We start from the raw sequence: 377 nt of genomic DNA, 5'->3' as shown, positions 1-377 counted from the left end.
CTGTTTTTGAAGCATTAGAGTTTATTAAAGACTCAACCAAAAAAGATCCATCTACTTTACTAAATAAATCCGATCCTGCAATTATCCTCAATGATTTGTCAATAGAGGTTACCTATACCGGTAATTTAACTAATGTTATTAATGCTCACGTTCAAGAAAATAAGATAAACTCATTTCTGAAAAATATCTATCAGGAAGGTACGAGTGAGTGTTTTAAAGTAAAAAGATCATGGAATAAAGACGATCCAGACGAAATTAAAAAGGTTAAGTTTTGGAATGATGTTGATAAAGATTACACCAATCCAAGTGGGATAGATGCTCCTTTTAAAAAACTCTACGATAACAATTTTATCTGGGCTGATACCAACCCGAGTGAC

At 32.4% G+C, this 377-nt stretch carries 1 protein-coding gene; it reads left to right on the top strand.

The window, feature by feature from the left end; translation table 11 throughout:
* Positions 1-377, top strand: a 377-nt coding sequence (locus SB660_RS19225) for a hypothetical protein (RefSeq protein ID WP_486304201.1), incomplete at both ends; no start/stop codon positions are given.

The sequence above is a fragment of the Bacillus sp. SIMBA_005 genome, from assembly GCF_046535585.1.
GTDB lineage: Bacteria > Bacillota > Bacilli > Bacillales > Bacillaceae > Bacillus > Bacillus pumilus.
The sequence above is the reverse complement of the archived record's forward strand: the minus strand, read 5'-3'. Positions and strand labels throughout refer to the sequence as shown.